13 protein-coding genes and 1 pseudogene are annotated in these 17404 nt (G+C 51.5%); 9 read left to right on the plus strand and 5 right to left on the minus strand.

Annotated features, from left to right (window positions below; all coding sequences use genetic code 11):
* The first annotated feature begins 202 nt into the window (after positions 1-202).
* Positions 203-1177, plus strand: coding sequence for a DUF1471 family protein YdgH (ydgH, locus tag BS639_RS08355; protein WP_055771561.1), 975 nt, complete (start codon positions 203-205; stop codon positions 1175-1177).
* A 78-nt stretch (positions 1178-1255) separates the two neighbouring features.
* On the opposite strand, the gene BS639_RS08360 is transcribed toward ydgH, so the two are convergent.
* Positions 1256-1675: a hypothetical protein gene (locus tag BS639_RS08360; protein WP_084982820.1), complete on the minus strand. Its 420-nt coding sequence runs from the start codon at positions 1673-1675 to the stop codon at positions 1256-1258.
* 189 nt (positions 1676-1864) lie between these two features.
* Between BS639_RS08360 and folM the strand changes: the two genes are divergently transcribed.
* The 6 genes and pseudogenes from folM (at position 1865) to BS639_RS08390 (ending at position 8176) form a co-directional block, all read left to right on the plus strand.
* Positions 1865-2590 carry a dihydromonapterin reductase gene (gene folM / locus BS639_RS08365; RefSeq protein ID WP_084982821.1) on the plus strand — a complete coding sequence of 242 codons (726 nt, stop codon included), beginning with the start codon at positions 1865-1867 and terminating at the stop codon, positions 2588-2590.
* 84 nt (positions 2591-2674) lie between these two features.
* Complete coding sequence (gene rstA / locus BS639_RS08370) at positions 2675-3406, plus strand: two-component system response regulator RstA (RefSeq protein WP_084982867.1); 732 nt, start codon at positions 2675-2677, stop codon at positions 3404-3406.
* Positions 3403-4707: a two-component system sensor histidine kinase RstB gene (gene rstB / locus BS639_RS08375; protein WP_055771545.1), complete on the plus strand. Its 1305-nt coding sequence runs from the start codon at positions 3403-3405 to the stop codon at positions 4705-4707. Before rstA ends, rstB begins: the two co-directional genes overlap by 4 nt.
* A gap of 66 nt (positions 4708-4773) precedes the next feature.
* The gene (locus tag BS639_RS08380; RefSeq protein ID WP_084982822.1) at positions 4774-6255 is read left to right on the plus strand and encodes a carboxypeptidase M32; all 1482 of its coding nucleotides are present in this window, start codon (positions 4774-4776) and stop codon (positions 6253-6255) included.
* A gap of 384 nt (positions 6256-6639) precedes the next feature.
* Positions 6640-6948: pseudogene (gene asr / locus BS639_RS08385) on the plus strand (acid resistance repetitive basic protein Asr); the annotation flags it as partial.
* Positions 6949-7330: 382 nt separating this feature from the next.
* Complete coding sequence (locus BS639_RS08390) at positions 7331-8176, plus strand: trypsin-like serine peptidase (RefSeq protein WP_055771532.1); 846 nt, start codon at positions 7331-7333, stop codon at positions 8174-8176.
* Here the strand turns inward: BS639_RS08390 and hrpA are convergent.
* Positions 8173-12048: an ATP-dependent RNA helicase HrpA gene (gene hrpA / locus BS639_RS08395; RefSeq protein WP_084982824.1), complete on the minus strand. Its 3876-nt coding sequence runs from the start codon at positions 12046-12048 to the stop codon at positions 8173-8175. The genes BS639_RS08390 and hrpA overlap by 4 nt on opposite strands.
* 252 nt (positions 12049-12300) lie before the next feature.
* Here hrpA and BS639_RS08400 point away from each other — a divergent pair, with 252 nt between their 5' ends.
* The gene (locus BS639_RS08400) at positions 12301-12918 is read left to right on the plus strand and encodes an FMN-dependent NADH-azoreductase (protein ID WP_055771528.1); all 618 of its coding nucleotides are present in this window, start codon (positions 12301-12303) and stop codon (positions 12916-12918) included.
* Positions 12919-13021: 103 nt separating this feature from the next.
* Here BS639_RS08400 and BS639_RS08405 read toward each other — a convergent pair whose 3' ends face one another.
* Genes BS639_RS08405 through BS639_RS08415 form a run of 3 tightly spaced genes read right to left on the minus strand, consistent with a single transcriptional unit; the run spans position 13022 to position 16249 of the window.
* Positions 13022-13321: a YdbL family protein gene (locus BS639_RS08405; protein ID WP_228779603.1), complete on the minus strand. Its 300-nt coding sequence runs from the start codon at positions 13319-13321 to the stop codon at positions 13022-13024.
* 49 nt (positions 13322-13370) lie between these two features.
* Positions 13371-13565: a YnbE family lipoprotein gene (locus tag BS639_RS08410; protein WP_055771522.1), complete on the minus strand. Its 195-nt coding sequence runs from the start codon at positions 13563-13565 to the stop codon at positions 13371-13373.
* Positions 13562-16249 (minus strand): YdbH family protein, encoded by a 2688-nt coding sequence (locus BS639_RS08415; protein WP_084982825.1) that lies wholly within the window; start codon positions 16247-16249, stop codon positions 13562-13564. Before BS639_RS08415 ends, BS639_RS08410 begins: the two co-directional genes overlap by 4 nt.
* Positions 16250-16394: 145 nt before the next feature.
* On the opposite strand from BS639_RS08415, the gene BS639_RS08420 reads away from it, so the two are divergent.
* Positions 16395-17387 carry a 2-hydroxyacid dehydrogenase gene (locus tag BS639_RS08420; RefSeq protein WP_084982826.1) on the plus strand — a complete coding sequence of 331 codons (993 nt, stop codon included), beginning with the start codon at positions 16395-16397 and terminating at the stop codon, positions 17385-17387.
* The last annotated feature ends 17 nt before the right edge of the window (positions 17388-17404 follow it).

A 17404-nucleotide genomic window follows, 5' to 3' on the forward strand; every position in this document is an offset into this window, starting at 1 on the left:
TTTCACTTATTTACTCGGTCATTAAACTTATATAAGTTATTGGTGGAAAATAAAGTGACCCAGGTAGCGATTAACACGTTTGAGCGCTTAAAAAATTACTCAAGCGCTCTTGATTATTACATGCAATAATCGGCAGCTAATCTGTTACACATCAATAATTCAGCATGTTTCAACATTACTGCGCAAGGTGAAAGGATTTTTTATGAAGCAGACGAAAACGATCATCGCATCGGCCGTTGTTTTATTAATCTCGCAATTCTCTGTTTTGTCTGCAGCTCAGGCAGCGGAAGAAATCAGTCCCGGGAAAGCAGCTGCCCTTAAGCCCTTTGATCGCATTGCATTTACTGGTCAATTTAACAACCTGGGTGATGCGTCAGACGAAGCATCAAAACGCGCCGATAAACTGGGCGCTGACTACTACTATATTCAAGACACCAACAGCGCCAACGACAGTGGCAACTGGCGCGTGGTAGTTGATCTGTTCCATAAGGATGCGCCAAAAGCCGCCCCGGAACCGGTGCTTAACAGCGTGAATGGCGTAAGTGGCGTTAAACAGCTGCCAAAAGAAGTGGCCTTCCAGCTTGAGCCTTTCGATACCGTTACCGTAAGCGGCTTCTTCCGCAGCCAGCCTGACGTGATTGAATCCATTGCCAAAGCGGCGAAAGCCAAAGGCGCTTACTCGTTCTTTATCGTGCGTCAAATTGATGCCAACAACGGTGGCAATCAGTACGTTACAGCGTTTATCTATAAAAAAGATGCACCGAAACGTGTTACGCAAAGCCCTGATGCGATCCCTTACGATTCAGACGCAGGCCGTGCAGCGCTGGCCGCGGGGGGTGCCGAAGCCAAGAAAGTTGAAATTCCTGGCGTCGCTTCGTCCTCAAGCCCAAGCCGCAGTGTAGGCTTGTTCTTTGAAACGCAATCGTCTACCGGCAAACGCTACTCCGTGACCCTGCCAGACGGCAGAAAAGTGGAAGAAGTGAATAACGTGACAGCGGCACAGATGACGCCGTTTGACTCCGTTACCTTCACCGGTCACTTCAACAGCATGACCGACGTTTCTGAAGAAGTGGCTAAGCGCGCCGCTGATAAGGGTGCGAAGTTCTACCACGTGACTCGTCAGTGGCAGAACAAAAGTGGCGGTAACCTGACTGTGACCGCTGATCTATTCAAATAAGACCGAATAGACGCATTAACGATCTAAAAGGGGCTGATAATAATCAGCCCCTTTTAATTAGAATTTTTTATCGCAAGATTAATGCTTTGAGGATTGCTCAAGAATTTCTACCGCCAGATGCTCATCATTTTGCGTCAATTTCAGCGGATGTCTGCATTCTTTTTCAATGGCGGTAAGCTGTTCTTCAGTCAGGGAGTAAGGCAAATGGATATCTATACTGTACATGCTCTGCTGCTGGGCCAGTTCAATTAGGCGTACGATGTTGATTTCGTCACTCACTTGGGTAGAAACGACCTGTAACGCCAGTGCGTTAAGTTTGTCCTGATTGGACTTTTCTTGGGTGGTGCGTGACCTCAACACCATGCCAAAAAAGGGCAATACGCCGTAGATAGCATCGAGAAAACTCCATTGTTTCTTGCACGATGCAGACAGGTATTCCATATAATCGAACGACGCTTTTTCACTGCGCACATCGGGTGCCAGGCGACTATCAGCCATCTCCATTCCTCTTTGGGCCAGTGCTAACCCTTCTAACCACGTTAGAAAAGACCTTACTTTTTGAAGATAATGTTTTGAAACGAGAAACACAATCATCTATATAATGGCATAGCTTTATATAATTACATAGTTTGCCCTATATAATGACATAGTTTATTGATACTTTGCCAGAGAGTTCAGGAGCTTTACTTGACCGAATTAACCCCTGCTGCGCCGGTGCTTATCACCGGTGGAGCAAAGAGAATTGGACTGGCGCTGGCCGAGTCATTGCTACAGCAAAATATTCCGGTGATTGTTAGCTATCGCCATCCTTACCCTGCGCTCGATAGCCTGAGGGAGAAAGGTGCCTGCTGTATTCAGGCCGACTTCTCTGACAACGCCGGCATTTTGGCATTCGCTGAAAAAGTGAGAGCCAAAACCAGCAAGCTGCGCGGCATTATTCATAATGCAAGTGCATGGGTAGCCGAATCCCCAGAAACGCCCCCGCAGGATACGATGGCAATGATGCTGCAAATACACGTCTATGCGCCTTATTTGCTCAACATCGAGCTTGAGGAGTGTCTTCGCGGTCAGGGTACGGCGGGGGCAGATATCATTCATATTACTGATTTTGTTGTCGAAAAAGGCAGTAAAAAACATATTGCTTACTCGGCGAGTAAGGCTGCGCTCGATAACATGACCCTGTCTTTCGCACGAAAGCTGGCCCCTGAGGTCAAAGTTAATTCGATTGCTCCGGCGCTCATATTGTTTAATCCCGACGATGACGCCGAGTATCGTGAACACGCCTTAAATAAGTCATTGATGAAAATAGAACCGGGTGAAGGCGAAATTGTGGCCCTGGTTGATTATATCCTGCGCAGTAACTATGTGACCGGCAGAACACACTGTGTCGACGGTGGCAGAAGACTGCGTTAATGTAGACTTTTCCCCAAGGGAACATAGCGCTGATGCCCCGCTCGCGCTATGCTGAGATCCGATTTTCACGTTAACAGCAAACCCATGAATAAAATCGTTTTTGTAGAAGATGACGCCGAGGTTGGTAAGCTTATCGCCGCCTATTTGGGTAAGCATGACATTGAGGTTCTGGTTGAACCTCGTGGCGACACCGCTCAGGCAAGAATCGAGCTTGAAGTGCCTGATTTGGTGTTACTTGACATCATGTTACCCGGTAAAGACGGCATGACGCTTTGTCGTGACCTGCGTCCGGCCTACGACGGCCCTATCGTATTGCTGACCTCCCTGGACAGCGATATGAATCATATTCTGTCGCTCGAAATGGGCGCCAATGACTATATTCTTAAAACGACGCCACCCGCCGTGCTGCTGGCGCGCCTGCGCCTGCACCTTCGTCAGCGTCCAACCAGTCAGGTTGAGCCAGAAAAGACCGGTAAGCCGATTCAAAAAGGCAACGCCCTGCACTTCGGTCAGCTGTGTATTGACCCCGTCAACCGCGAAGTGACGCTGGGTGATGAAACCATTACCCTCTCAACCTCCGACTTCGACTTGCTGTGGGAATTGGCAACTCACGCGGGGCGAATTATGGACCGTGAGGCGCTGCTGCTTAACCTACGCGGAGTGAGCTACGACGGGCTGGATCGCAGTATCGACGTCGCTATTTCACGCCTGCGCCGCAAACTTTATGACAACGCCCTCGAGCCTTTTCGTATCAAGACCGTGCGCAACAAAGGCTATTTGTTTGCCCCTAATGCCTGGGAGTCTGTGCGGGAATGAGAAAACTTTTTGTTCAGTTCTTCCTGCTACTGCTGGTGTGTTTTTTGGTTATGGCGATGCTGGTTGGACTGGTCTACAAAGTGACCGCGGAACGCACCGGTCGCCAGTCGATGAACGACCTGATGAAAAGCTCACTCTATTTAATGCGCAGTGAGCTGCGTGAAATTCCGATCAAGGACTGGAACAAAACCATCAGCACGCTTGAGTTGAATCTCTCATTCAAGTTGCACATTGAGCCATTAGGCAAGCGTAAACTGAGCCCGGCGCTGAATGATCAACTGCGCGACGGCGAAATTGTTGCTCTCGACAGTGAATACACTTTTATACAGCGCGTTCCGCGCAGTAATTATGTGTTGGTGGTCGGCCCCATCCCTTATCTGTTTTATATGCACGAAATGCGGCTGCTCGATTTGGGACTGCTTATTTTTATTGGCCTGTCATTGGCTCTGCCGGTATTTTTATGGATGCGCCCCCACTGGCAGGACCTGCTTAAGCTTGAGAACTCTGCCCAGCGGCTCGGCAACGGGTATTTGGACGAGCGAACCAACTTTGATTCGACCTCAAGCCTTAACCGGCTGGGTATCGCCTTTAACCAAATGGCCGACAATATTAATACCTTGATTGCCAGCAAGAAACAGCTAATCGACGGTATCGCCCACGAACTGCGGACGCCGTTGGTGCGCCTGCGCTATCGGTTGGCAATCAGTGAAAATATTCCCGAGGCCGAACAGCAGGCCATTAATCGCGACATTGGTCAGCTAGAGTCGCTTATTGATGAACTGCTGACCTACGCCCGTCTGGATCGCCCACAGGTGGCACTGCATTTAACTAAAATCAATCTGCCAGAATGGATTGAAGACAAAGCGGACGATTTCCGGCTGGTAAATACCGAACATGAAATTGAACTCAACGTCACCAAAGCGGCAGACTTTGGCGGCGTAGACCTACGCTTAATGGAGCGGGTACTCGACAATCTGGTCAACAACGCCCAGCGTTACGCCAACGCAAAACTGCGCATCAGCCTGTGGCAGGAGGGAGAAGAAGCCAGCCTACAGGTTGAGGACGACGGGCCGGGCATTCCGCCGGAAGAACGGTTGCGAATATTCGAACCCTTTGTACGCCTTGATCCAAGCCGTGACCGCGCAACCGGCGGCTGTGGGCTCGGACTGGCCATCGTTCACTCAATTGCGGTGGCTTACCAGGGACGCGTTATGGTCGATAGCAGCCCACTTGGCGGCGCCAGCATTCGCTTTAGCTGGCCGATTAAACCGGCCTTCAATCTTGCAATAGAACCACAATAATCGTGCCTGCGCGGGGCCTTTCTTTCGCCCCGCTATTCATATTATTTTTAAAGTACGGAGTTCACCATGACGACAGCTTATTCACAGTTACGCGCAACGTTTACCCGTTTGTCGCGTTTCAGCCATCTTTCGTCCATCGCTGGATGGGACATGCAGACTATGATGCCACCGGAAGGCAGCAAAGCACGTTCTGAAGCCTTGGCTGAACTGAGTGTACTCCAGCACCAAATTCTGACGGCGGCTAAAGTCGGCGAGTGGCTGGAGCAGGCCAAGCAGGAAGATCTTAATGACGTTGAGCAGTCCAATCTGCGTGAAATGGCGCGCCAGTATCAACATTCAGCCCTGCTGCCAGAAAGCTTGGTCGAAGCAAAATCATTGGCCGGGGCACGCTGTGAGCACGCGTGGCGTCGCCAACGTCCGGCGAACGACTGGGAAGGGTTTGTCGATAACCTGCGCGAAGTCGTCAAACTAAGCCGTCAGGAAGCCACGTTACGTTCAGAGGCTGCCGGCATTAGTCGTTACGATTCGCTGCTGGACCTGTACGAACCGGGCATGACGGCCGGCAAGCTTGACGTTATTTTTGGTGATTTAAAAACCTGGCTGCCGCAGCTGCTGCAGAAGGTCGTTGAAAAGCAAAAGTCTATTCAGTTTGTACAGCCGCAGGGCCCCTTTGATATCAGCAAGCAGAAAGAGCTGGGGCTGAGCGTAATGAAACGCCTAGGCTTTAACTTTGATGCAGGGCGTCTCGACATCAGCGCGCACCCTTTCTGTGGCGGCGTACCGCAGGATGTACGCATCACCACCCGTTACAGTCAGGACGAATTCATTACTGCCATGATGGGCGTTATCCATGAAACTGGCCATGCGCGCTACGAGCAAAATTTGCCTAAAGAGTGGCTGGGTCAGCCGGTTTCCAATGCACGTTCAATGGGCGTTCACGAATCTCAAAGCCTGCTGTTTGAAATGCAATTGGGCTGTAGTGAAGTCTTCCTAAAGTCGGTTTATCCCCTGGTGGTGGAACAGTTTGGACAACGCGAAGGTCTGAGTGAACAAGGTTTCATTAACCTCAACCAACGCGTAGAGCCAGGGCTTATTCGCGTGGATGCCGACGAAGTCAGCTATCCAGCGCATATTATTTTGCGTTACGAAATTGAGCAGGCATTGATTGAGGGAGAAATTGAAGTTGAAGATATCCCGGCGCTGTGGAACAGCAAGATGCAGCAGTATCTTGGTTTAAACACCGTGGGCAATTATACCAACGGCTGTATGCAGGATATTCACTGGACCGACGGTGGCTTTGGTTATTTCCCAACCTACACTCTGGGTGCGATGTATGCGGCGCAACTGTTCCAAACGGCCAATAAAGCAATTCCAACGCTGCAAGAAGATATTTCTCGCGGTGATTTGACGGCCCTGTTCCAATGGTTAAATCAAAACATCTGGCAGCACGGCAGCCGTTTTTCAACCGATCAGTTGATGACCAATGCCACCGGCGAAACACTGAATACCGACTATTTCCGTAAGCATCTTGAAACTCGTTATCTGTAATTTCCGCTCAAAGTGAAACATTATTATTAATTAAAACGCATTCCTCAGGTCTTTTCATCTAGGGCCTGAGGGATTGCCCGCCCTTTTCTGCAGAATATTCTTAATTCCCCGTCACAGATCCCGCTCAATTACAGACATTTAGAGGCTTTCAGAGACCCTGAGTCACTGAATTAATCAGTATGTTGTAACTAAAGCTTGTACATTCAATGTAACACCCTGACTCAAAACAACCTAACACAATGAATAATAATAAATAATTGATTTGTACATACCGTTACACGCCGAAACCAATCACTCACGGACAGCGAACACTAACAAGCCTAGTATTCTCCTACCGGCCCCGCAGTGGGGTGGATACATAAATTAAATTCTGAGGAATTAACGATGAAAAAAGTATTAGCTCTGGTAATTGCCGCTGCAATGGGCCTGTCTTCTGCAGCATTCGCCGCTGAAACTACTGCTGCTCCAGCTGCTGCTGCAACCACCACAACTACTGCTGCCCCTGCTGCAAAAGCTCAGGCTGCTAAAAAACATGTTAAGAAACACGCTACCAAGAAGAAAGTTGCACAGAAAGCGCAGGCTGCTAAAAAACACGTGAAAAAACACGCTGCTAAGAAGCCAGTTGCTCAGAAAGCGCAGGCTGCTAAAAAACACGTGAAAAAACACGCTAAAAAAGCTGCTCCAGCAGCTAAGTAATAAGTCTTTGTGAGCAACTCGTCTCACCATTATCAAGACTGATTATTTGACACCCGGTTCGCCGGGTGTTTTTTTCTCCGGCCTACGTACCCTACGTTCCAAATAGACGGGTATTATCAACCAGGCAATCTTGAGGTATTGATGGACGATGCTGCGACGCTACCTGTTCGAAATCACCCTGAGTTCTCTGATTCTGCTGGGCCTGATTACGTTATTCTTCTATTTCTAGACTGCAACGTAATATATCAGAACGCATAATCAGCCAACCTCGTACATTTGATTTATCTAAACCTCCTATTATCTGAAAGCTATTACCAGCTATAATCAACATCTTAATAATTGGCTCCCGGTCAATCCCCGCACTTAAGGTCAAAACGATATGCGCATAGCTTTACCGCTTGTCTTGTGCTTTTTCTGCTTCGCCCTTCCTGCTCATGCCGACTCTACCGACTCGGATAGCGATTCAGACACAATAAGCCTTAAAGAAAAAACTGCCCTTTTTTTTGGCCAGGATCATCGTACGCACGTTAGTGAAGTTAAAAGCTGGCCGTGGCAAGCGATAGGTCAAATTGAAACTGCCAGCGGTAACCTTTGCACCGCCACGCTCATCTCGGAACATTTGGTTCTAACCGCAGGACACTGCGTGCTGGCGCCGCCGGGTAAAATCGACAAAGTGATTGCCCTACGCTTTATCTCGCAACATCAAAAATGGCGCTACCAGATAACTAAGCTACAAACGCTGGTTGACCCGGCGTTGGGAAAGAAACTGAAAGCCGACGGCGAGGGTTGGATTGTGCCACCACAGGCCGCGTCTTATGATTTTGCCCTAGTGCGCATTACCGATGAAAAACAAAAACTGCCTATTAAGCCACTTCCCCTGTGGGAAGGCACGCGTGACGAACTCACCGCCGCCTTAAAAGCCAACGATCGCAAGGTTACACAGGCGGGCTATCCTGAAGATCATCTCGACGATTTGTATAGTCATCAGGACTGTTTAATTACGGGATGGGCTCAGCCGGGCGTCATGTCGCATCGTTGCGATACCCTGCCGGGCGACAGCGGTTCACCGCTGTTGCTGAAACAAAACGGTAAATGGACGTTGATTGGGATCCAAAGTTCGGCACCCGCCGCGCAGGACCGTTATTTAGCGGATAATCGTGCCCTGGCCGTTCCGGCAATCAGGGCAGCGTTGGTTGAATTAAGTGGCCACCAGCTGGCTAATTAAGCCAGCTGTTCCATGGTCTGCAAAATACGTTTATCCGAGATAGGATAAGGCGTTCCGAGCTGCTGCGCGAAGTAACTGACGCGCAGCTCTTCGAGCATCCACCTCACTTCTTGCACTTCCTCACTGACCTGACGCACCGGCGGGAGTTTGTTCAGCCACTGTTGCCACTTCTGCTGCACGTTTTCTACTTTTAGCATTTGTGCGCGGTCACGGTGCGGATCCATTGCCAGCTTATCCATGCGTTTTTCAATCGCCTGCAGATACCTCAGCGTATCTGGAATGCGCTTCCAGCCATTTTGCGTCACAAAACCGCGATAGATAAGCCCCGACATCTGCGCTTTAATATCCGACAGCGCCAGTGCCATCGTCATATCAATGCGCCCTTTGAGTCGTTTATTAATGTTGAACACGGTAGTCAGAATTTGCTCGACCTGCGTCGCAATGCCCACCACCGTTTCATTAAGATGCGCGCGCACGTGCTCATGCAGGACAGCAAACTTCTCTTCACTCCACACCGGCCCGCCTGACTCGGCGATCAGTTTGTCAATGCCACAGGAAATACAGTCATCTATCAGGTCAAGCACTTTGCCATAAGGGTTAAAATAGAGCCCCAACTTGGCCTTATTAGGCAATTTTTCATGCAGATACTTGATAGGTGATGGAATGTTCAGCAGCAATAAACGTCGTGTGCCGCGCCACATTGCCTGCGACTGCTCAAGCTCGCTGTCGAACAGTTTGATAGCAATGCTGTCTTTTTCATCCACCAGCGCAGGATAAGCTTTCACTTCATAACCGCCGCGCTTTTGCTCATAGCAGTCAGGCAAAGCACCAAAGCTCCAGACGTGGAGATTGTTTTGCTCAATGCCGTCGTCCGCCACCGCAGAAAGCGTTTGCTGCACCTGCTCTTTCAGCGTTGATTTTAATGCCGTCAGGCTTTTACCCTCGCGCAGCGGCTTGTTTTTGTCGTCCACAATGCGAAACGTCATTTTAAGATGATCGGGCACCTGTTCAAGCTGCCAATCATCGCGTGACACCGTAACGCCCGTCATTCTGCGCAGTTCACGCTCCATTGACTCGAGCAGCGGCAGTTCAAACGGCGTAGCTCGGCCCAAAAAGGCGTCGGCATAGTTAGGTGCGGGTACGAAATTGCGGCGGGTCGGTTTAGGCAGCGATTTGATCAACGCCATGACCAGTTCGCGGCGAATGCCCGGGATCTGCCAGTCAAAGCCCTGTTCCTCAATTTGATTAAGCAACGGCAGCGGAATGTGTACGGTAACGCCGTCAGCCTCTGTGCCAGGTTCAAACTGGTAGGTAACCCGCAGCTTAATATTTCCCTGATGCCAGAAATTAGGATAATCGAGGGCGCTAATTTTGCCCGCCCCCTCTTTGATAAGCATGCTTTTTTCAAAGTTCAGGCTGTCGGTGGGCTGCGTTTTCCACCAGGTATCGAAATGTTTGCCGGAAACCACCTCTCGGCCCACTCGCTGCTCATAAAACAGGAATAGCGTCTCGTCATCGACCAAAATATCGCGACGGCGGGACTTGTGCTCCAACTCTTCGACCTCATTACGCAGGCGCTGATTGTCGCGGAAGAAGGCGTGACGCGTTTGCCAGTCACCCTCGACCAGCGCATGGCGAATAAACAGCTCGCGGGAAACCACGGCGTCTATGCTGCCATAGTTTACGCGACGTGCCATGACGATCGGCAAGCCAAACAGAGTCACTTTTTCATCAGCCATCACTGCGCCCTGAGATTTCTCCCAGTGCGGTTCGCTGTAGCTGTATTTCACTAAATGTTGTGCCAGTGGCTCAATCCATTCAGGTTCAATTTTAGCCGCGATGCGCCCCCAAAGCCGGCTTGTTTCCACCAGTTCGGCGACGATTGCCCATTTAGGCGGCTTCTTAAAAAGTCCCGAGCCAGGGAATATGGAAAATCGCGCGTTGCGAGCGCCGGTAAACTCTTGCTTTTCAACGTCTTTCTGGCCGATATGTGAAAGCAGACCGGTCAGCAGCGCGCAGTGCACGCTGCGGTAGTCCGCGGCGGTGCTATTAATGCGCAGACCCAGCTCTTTTACGACCTGACGCAGTTGGGTATAGATGTCCTGCCATTCACGAACGCGCAAATAGTTAAGGAAATCGCTACGACACAGCTTGCGGAACTGTGCAGACGACAGCGCCTTTTGTTGCTCCTGCAAATAGTCCCACAGGTTCACAAAGGCCAAGAAATCCGAGTCTTTATCAGCAAATCGACGATGCTTTTCATCAGAGGCCTGCTGTTTGTCCATGGGTCTTTCGCGCGGGTCCTGAATCGACAACGCGGCAGTGATAATCATCACCTCGCGCAGGCAGCTGTTTTTCTGCGCCTCCAGCACCATGCGTGCCAATCGCGGGTCCACCGGCAATTGGGCGAGACTGCGTCCTTGCTCAGTGAGCGTGTAGCGACCGTTTTCTGGGGTATTAATCGCGCCCAGCTCTTCTAGCAGCCTCACACCGTCCTGAATATTGCGCTTGTCGGGGGCTTCCACAAACGGGAACGCCGAAATATCGCCCAGCCCCAGCGAGGTCATCTGTAGGATAACGGAGGCCAGATTGGTACGCAGAATTTCGGGATCGGTAAACTCGGGCCGCGAGAGAAAGTCCTGCTCCGAATAAAGACGAATACAAATACCGTCAGAAACGCGTCCGCAGCGGCCTTTACGCTGGTTGGCCGAAGCCTGTGAAACGGCTTCAATCGGCAGCCGTTGCACCTTGGTGCGGAAACTGTAGCGGCTAATGCGCGCCGTGCCCGGATCGATAACGTATTTAATGCCCGGCACGGTGAGTGACGTTTCGGCGACGTTGGTCGCCAGCACGATGCGGCGACCCGAGTGCGACTGAAACACACGGTTCTGTTCGCTGTTGGACAAACGCGCGTAAAGCGGCAGAACTTCAGTGTTTGGCAAATCAAGGCGATTTAGCGCATCGGCGGTATCGCGTATTTCGCGCTCGCCGCTCATAAAGATCAGAATATCGCCCCGGCTTTCACGACCCAGCTCGTCAACCGCGTCAAAAATGGCCTGTAGCTGGTCGCGATCGCCGTCGTCTGCATCGTCAACAACCGGACGATAACGTACATCAACCGGATAAGTGCGGCCAGAAACCTCAATAATGGGCGCATTATTGAAGTGCTTTGAGAAACGCTGCGGGTCAATGGTCGCAGAAGTGATAATGACTTTTAAATCAGGACGTTTCGGCAGTAGTTGACGCAAATACCCGAGGATAAAATCGATATTAAGGCTGCGCTCGTGCGCCTCATCGATGATCAGGGTGTCGTATTGCATCAGCATTCTGTCCTGCTGGATTTCGGCCAGCAGAATACCGTCAGTCATCAGCTTGACCAGGGTATTTTCACTCACCTGATCGTTAAAACGGACCTTATAGCCCACAGTATTGCCGAGGCTGGTTTCAAGTTCGTCGGCAATACGATTAGCCACGGTGCGCGCCGCCAGCCGACGAGGCTGGGTGTGGCCAATCAGGCCTTTGATACCGCGGCCCAACTCCATGCAAATTTTCGGGATCTGTGTGGTTTTCCCCGATCCTGTTTCACCGGCGACGATCACCACCTGATGATCGCGGATGGCTTCAAAAATGTTCTGCTTCTTCTGACTGACCGGCAAATTATCAGGGTAGGTAATCTTGGGGCGTGATGCTTCACGGCTGCTGACTTTTTGCAGCCCTTGTTGAAACGCGCTTTCCAGCTCCTGCGTCAGTCCTTGCAAAGCCTGTGGGTCATTGATTTTTTTTGCGCCCTGCAAACGGCGTTGCAGGCGTTGTCGGTCACGTAGCATCAGCCCGTCAAGTTGTGCTGATAGTGCCGCGAGCGTTGATTTCACGTGCGAGATTCCTTGATGGTCGGCAGGCGCGGGCCTTGCCTGAATAACACTATGTTATCACAAGCGATTGCGGTTTCTAAAAGATGGCTAATGTTTAGTGGCTGTCGCCTATCTTGCGATCAAGTCATTCAAAAAATTCGATGTTAGACCTCGAAATATTGCACTATCACTCAGCAAGTTTTATGAATAAAGTAGAAAACATTCTCGGGACGCCTCGTCCCTGTATGACCCCACTCAGTGAAGGAATGTTAAATGAGTAAAGTACTGGTTCTGAAATCAAGTATTCTGGCTAACTTCTCCCAGACCAACCAACTGGCAGACTACTTCGTTGCTCAATTCCAAGCCGCCAACAGCGCTTCACAGGTTACTGTACGTGATTTGGCTGCGGATCCCATCCCTGTGCTAGACGGTGAGCTGGTTGGCGCACTGCGTCCTTCTGATGCAGCACTGACTGCACGTCAGGAAGAAGCGCTGGCGCTGTCTAACACGCTTATCGAAGAACTCCAGGCTAACGACGTTATCGTTATCTCTGCACCGATGTACAACTTCAACATCCCTACTCAGTTGAAGAACTACTTTGACTTGGTAGCGCGCGCCGGTGTGACGTTCAAATACACTGAGAAAGGTCCAGAAGGCCTGATCAAAGGCAAACGCGTCATCGTTCTGACCAGCCGCGGCGGCATTCACAAAGATACCCCAAGCGACCTGGTTGCTCCATACCTGAGCCTGTTCCTGGGCTTCCTCGGCATGACCGACGTCGAGTTCGTGTTCGCTGAAGGCATCGCTTACGGTCCAGAAGTTGCGACCAAAGCACAGGCTGATGCGAAAGCCGCAATCGACGCTGCAATCAAACAGGTTGCTGCCGCGTAGTTTCAGTCGCTTCACTATCGGGTAATTAACTTTAGAATCGTCATGTGTGCCGGTAGTGTTGTAGTAAATGTTGCGCGCTCAATAGAGCGCGCTTTTTTTGGGGCTACTTTTGCAGCCACTGTCCGTTAATACCGCGAACATACTCGCCCTGCGCGGCACGCGACACTAATTTTTGCCCGGCAAGCTTGGCCACATCGGCGGTGCTGACCTGATTATTTTTCGCCACATCCTGGTACTGCTGTTCGCGCGCCTGGTTGATACGTTTAATTAATGCCAGCGTTTCGGCATCCTGTTTGACCGGGGCCAAATACCCGTTCAGCGTTTCGCCCACGCGCCCCTGCTGCTTGGCTTGCTCGAGGGTTAGCGCCAATGCGGAAGTGCAAAACAACCCGCCGCACAGCATTATGGCTAATGCCAGAGCTTTACCTTTTAACAATTTCATCGCCGCATCCTTAAAAGAGATCGCCTTTGTTTTTCAACAAATCTTCGACATCTTTATCCACTTTGATATGAATTTCATGCTCAATTTTGACATTCATATTGATCGTAATCGGCGCCGTAGGCGTCGCTATTTCGATACGCGGCACGCAGCCGCTGAGCATCAGCGACAGGCTCAATGCCGTAATACAGGCCGGTATAGGATTCATTGTTCCTTCCTCAATTCATTATCCTTGTTAGCAGAAGCCGACGCGGGTGAAGCAGAAAGCTGCTGCTGCAGCCATTCCTGTAAATTGTCGCCAAAGCGCAGGCTGCGCCACAACTGATAGATATTTTCCTGATGGGTATAGTTGAGATGAATTTCGCGCTGCTTGCCCTCAGTGTTGTTAACCCCAAAAATTTGTGCCGCCATCGTTAACTCCCCCAGATTATCCAGGCTGACTTTGGCATACGAGCGGTGAATTTCGAGGTACTGCAGCAGTTGGATAACCAACCGGTTCGCCACGTTATCACCGGCCATCGCCGCGGCAAACTGCGGATCCAGTCGCAGCGTCAAACCACCGTCGTTGGCAATCCAGCCATCGTGAATCAGCCATTTCGGGTTGTCTACGTACAGCGGAAGCTCGCCGTTGACGCGGCCAGACATCGCCATCTGCTTGGGTTTCAAGGCGGTAAAGAGCGCGCTGAGGTCAATTTTTTGCAGCTTTAACACGGCAGGGTCGTGCTGCGGCAGGCGCAGCGCCGACAGGCTGATGTGACCAAGCAGCGCATCCACACCCACGTGGGTTAAACGCAAGGGCGAAGCCTCGGACCACGGATAACTGCCCTGCAACTCGGCAGTGATATTTTGCATCTGGAACAGGTTGTTCAACTCACCAATACGCAGGCTGACCGGCGACTTGATGCCAAACTGCCACTTTTGATTTTTCAGTCGGTAGGACAGCGAGAAATCCAGGCCGCTCAAATCGCCGTCCTTTAACCACATGCTGCCGTTCTTCACCACCCAGTGTCCCCCAGCGACAAATCCCTGACCACGCGCGGCGGAAAACGCCGACTGTGCATAGAAACTGCCACCGCGCAGTTTGATATTCAGGTCTGGCGACAGCAGGCTTTGAAAGGCGGTTAAATCCTGTTTCGGCCACCAGCCCTGTCCACGCAGTCGCTCACCGTCCCAACGACCGTTTAGTTTGATAGGACCAATCGGCAGCGCCTCAAGCTGGCCGTTGAGCGCAATGTTCATTGGGCTGTCGCCTTTAAACGCCAGACTTAGCTCGGCTGGGGGGAGATAGCCGCCATTTTCAAGCGAAACTTTTTGCGCCACCAGCTTTAGCGCACCGTTGAAATCAGGCACCGGGTCTGGTTGAGAATGTTCATAGCGTGCAGGAACGGGGCGCTGCCAAGTGAGCGGCTGAGTCAACGTTAACCGTGGTGCATCGACGTTAACCAGGCCGTAACTCAGGCGATTGAAGCCAGCAGACAGCTGAGTCAATGTTATCAGCGTATCATGCCAACTGCCCTTGCCCGCCAAGTCCCAACGCCCTTTGAGCGGCGGTAACTGCCCATTGCCCCAGTAGTTAAAATCCCACGCGCCTTTATCGGGCCAAAAGTCCTGAGCCTTACCGTTGAGGTGCAGCTGGAACGGCCCCCAGTAAGCATCACTGGCTCGCACAATTGCCTGCAACGGCCCACTTACCCCCTTTGCACTGAGCTTAACGCCCGCCAGTGGCCAGCGCGCATCGTGCAGGCTCAGCGTCGGCGTCGGTTTTCCCCACGCTCGCAACAGTGCGCCGCTGTGCAGAGCAATCAGCGGATTAAGCACCGATCCGTTGAGCGTACCTGGGAAGGACGCACTCAGTGAAATTTGCGGCAGATTGGCCTGTCCAGTCAGTTGAAAGGAGATATCGCTGTCGAGCAGTCCGACCCTGCCGGGACCGAGGGTCAGAACGGCGTTACCCTTACCATTATGCCCCTGAGTCAGTACGTTGAGGCGTCCGCTCAGCGTCGTTTGGTCAAGCTTATCGCTCCAGTTGTTCAGCGTCAGATTCAGGGCACCGGAAAGCGGCTGCGCCGCATACGGCCAACGCCACTGCCCCTGTAGAATTTGAATTTGTTTATCGCCAAGCTGCCACGGCAGGTTAACCAGCGGCTGGGATTGCCCCTGCTCTGTCAGGCTCAGCAGCCCGCTCTTTTCCTGCCAGTTCAAGCTGACCGCCACCGGAAGCGGCACCAGTGAGGTGTGCACTTCACCGTGCAACTCGCCCTCGGCGGGAAGCGTATCGAGCGCGACAGGCAGCGTTAATTTACCCGCCAGCCTCAGGGGTTCGTCACCGCCGGGCGGCATCAGGCTCAGAGTATTGATGACCAGCTGTTGCTGATTATCCAGCGCAGCATCAAAACTCAACGCTGCACCTGTATAGTGTAACGTCTGCGTTTTACCGTCGTTGATCACCTGCAGGTCACCGGCGTACTGCTGCCATGGCGTGACGTTCAGATGGGCGATATGCACCTGGCCGAACGGCAACTGTTTTTGAATGTCAGGCAGAGAAAGTGCCCCACCGCCTTCACTGGCGGGGAGTTTACTCAGGCAGGCAGTATCGATATTTAAGGCGTCGAGCTGCAAATTCCAGCCGGTCATCGGCTTATTCAGGCGAACATTTTGCACATCGGCAAGCAGGCAGTCCTGCGCTAAATAGCGTACGCCAGGCAGAATAAGTTCGCCATCAGACCAGCTTGGCGAGGAAGAAATACTGAGCTGAGTCTCCGGCGGTAGCCAGTGTTTAGCGACGACAGGAAGCCACTGTGGCAGCGTTTTCCACAGTGTAATCAACAGCAACACGAGCACCATCGCCACCATTAACAGCGTCAGCAGAAGATGTTTACGTCCTTTCCTCATGAAATATCCTGATATTTTTATAACATCAGCAAGATAGCATAAAAATAACGTTACAATTGGCTACCGTTTGTTTGCGAGGGTGCCCAGTGGTATTTTTACGAGGCGCTTCCCGTTAATGGACAACTCACTTGTCGGAGTACAGAGCATGAAACTGGCCGTATACAGTACCAAGAATTATGACCGCAAATACTTTGAGCTGGTCAATCAGCAGTATGGATTTGAATTGGTATTTTTTGATTTCATGTTGGGTCAGGCGACGGCAAAAACGGCCGCCAGTTGCGACGCGGTGTGTATTTTTGTTAACGACGACGCCAGCCGTGAAGTGCTTACCGAGCTTGCCGCGCTGGGGATAAAAACGCTGGCGCTGCGCTGCGCTGGGTTTAACAACGTCGATCTCGCCGCCGCTAAAGAGTTGGGGATTAACGTGGTTCGCGTGCCGGCCTATTCGCCGGAAGCCGTAGCTGAACATGCCGTGGGCCTGATGCTGTGCCTGAATCGCCATATTCACCGCGCGTACCAGCGCACCCGCGAGGCGAACTTTTCACTTGAGGGGTTAACCGGTTTTAATATGCACCAGCGCACTGTTGGGATCATTGGCACCGGCAAAATCGGCGTCGCCGCCATGCGTATCCTCAAAGGCTTTGGTATGCGTATTATAGCTTTCGACCCTTATCCCAGCCCGCTGGCTCTTGAGTTAGGCGCCGAGTACGTCGACTTGGACACCCTGTATGCGCAGTCGGACATTATTTCACTGCACTGTCCGCTGACCGCCGAGAATCATCACCTGCTTAACCAGAAATCCTTTAGCAAAATGAAAGACGGGGTGATGATTATTAACACCAGTCGCGGTGCCTTGCTCGACGCCAGTGCCGCTATTGAGGCCCTTAAGCAGCAGAAAATTGGTGCACTAGGCATGGACGTCTACGAAAACGAACGCGACCTGTTCTTTGAAGATAAGTCTAACGAGGTGGTGCTCGACGACGTCTTCCGCCGCTTATCTTCCTGCCACAACGTGCTTTTTACCGGTCATCAGGCTTTCCTAACCAGTGAGGCGTTAACCAGTATTTCTCAGACCACGCTTGCGAATCTTGACGAGCTTTCCAAAGGCAAAGCTTGCCCAAACATCGTCAAGGCGTAAGATGAGAGGCAAATCAA

It is taken from the genome of Rouxiella silvae (assembly GCF_002093625.1).
GTDB lineage: Bacteria > Pseudomonadota > Gammaproteobacteria > Enterobacterales > Enterobacteriaceae > Rouxiella > Rouxiella silvae.